This is a genomic window from Thermoanaerobacter sp. A7A (genome assembly GCF_000445185.1).
Taxonomy (GTDB): Bacteria; Bacillota; Thermoanaerobacteria; order Thermoanaerobacterales; family Thermoanaerobacteraceae; genus Thermoanaerobacter.
Map to the genome: position 1 here is coordinate 1 of NZ_AVAF01000075.1, position 1,493 is coordinate 1,493.

The 1,493-nt window shown below is 31.5% G+C and carries 2 protein-coding genes; both read right to left on the reverse strand.

From position 1 onward, the window contains the following. Positions 1-126 precede the first annotated feature (126 nt). A complete protein-coding gene (locus tag M663_RS0104560) occupies positions 127-750 on the reverse strand; it encodes a hypothetical protein (RefSeq protein ID WP_029688100.1) in 624 nt (207 codons plus the stop codon). Positions 751-779: 29 nt separating this feature from the next. Further along, positions 780-1,340 carry a hypothetical protein gene (locus M663_RS0104565; protein ID WP_273702630.1) on the reverse strand — a complete coding sequence of 187 codons (561 nt, stop codon included), beginning with the start codon at positions 1,338-1,340 and terminating at the stop codon, positions 780-782. Positions 1,341-1,493: the final 153 nt, after the last annotated feature.

Consider the following 1,493-nt stretch of genomic DNA (forward strand, 5'->3'; position numbering starts at 1 on the left):
GATGACTTTATTCTCATCTGCATAAACTAACTTGGGGTCACAGACAAAGGGGACGGTTCCTTTTGTCTGAGGGTTTTTACTCTTTTCTACATACTGATCTAAAATAGAAATTCAGCCTCAGCAGTTTTAAGTTCGCACCATAATAAATCTTTTACTCAAAATAGCAGCTAAATAAATTATTATAACCAGCATACTAACTTTTTCTAATACTCCGAAATATGAAGCGAAAAATACCAATATTATGACAGACATGCTGCCAAATATATTCACCCATGTATCTTTTATGACTTCATATATACTATTCTTTTCTATCGGTATATCAAAGGCTAGGTTGTACATACATATTTCTATTTCTATAATGCTTCGCAACACTTTAGAAAATTTTTCACCTTTCAAAGATTTTTTATACTTATAGAAGTAAATTTGCTTTAAAACATTTGTGAACATTACAGTTGTAAAAATTACATAAGTTCCAATCTCACCGCCTCTTCCTTTAGCATGAACATAAAATAATATCCCAACTATAAACCACACAAATGTCCTAACTTTTGACCTGCCAATCATTTTATATATAATCCCATCGTCTAGAGGAACTTTGCGCCAACTACTAAAAAACATTTTTCGCTTTTCTACAAAATTGATTATTAGAGGAGGAATTTTATCTCTATCAGACAATTTGTAAATATAAAGTACCACTTGATATAAAGATTCGAGTAGAATTAAAATGGCATTAAACCATACCGCCAACATAATAATAATCTCCTCATAGATATTCTCCTTTAGTAATAATATTCAACTGTAGTCCCGTATTCCCTTCCAATCTCTAATGTTTGGACTTTTATAGGTTTTGTATAAGTTCCATCAGAATAATGTACTAATGTCACATAAATTACATAAACATTCTCATAATTGCTCCAGGCTTTCCACATCCACGCTCCCGTATAAGTATCTTGTAAATAGTTATTATTAAACCATGATATTAATGTGTTTGTAAAGCGATCTATAACAAAGCTCGTAGGGAATCCTAATTTATATTGATAAGCCAGAGAAGCTACAATAAAATCAACTGATAATTTAGCTACATATCTTGCCAATTCATTATTGTTGTGCCTATAAATTATGTCCGAAAGTAAAATACCTCCACCAATGTCAGCATGATAATTAGGTAAATAAATAAAATCCATACTAGAAAGTTTAGTATTTTCTACCACACTCATTTCGATGCTACCTTCAAAAATCGCAGCTGGTTCATTTTCTAATACGTTATCCGTCGCTCCAAATACAACTGTTGTTGAAAATATTAATATCAAAGTAAGTAATACTGTCACTATCCTTTTCATTTAATTTCATCCTCCTACCTTAAAATCTTAGTCGTAAGCAAAAAGCATTTCTCAAATTCCTTCCATCTCTTAACACTTTCACCCCTTTCCTAATAATTCTAAGGACTACCGGTAGTTCCTTCTATATCCATGGTATCTTATTTCCAGCATCTT

Bases quoted from the DNA above. Each gene is read 5' to 3' on its own strand.
- M663_RS0104565 (WP_273702630.1), bottom strand. From the start codon at position 1,340: ATGAAAAGGATAGTGACAGTATTACTTACTTTGATATTAATATTTTCA.
- M663_RS0104560 (WP_029688100.1), bottom strand. From the start codon at position 750: ATGTTGGCGGTATGGTTTAATGCCATTTTAATTCTACTCGAATCTTTA.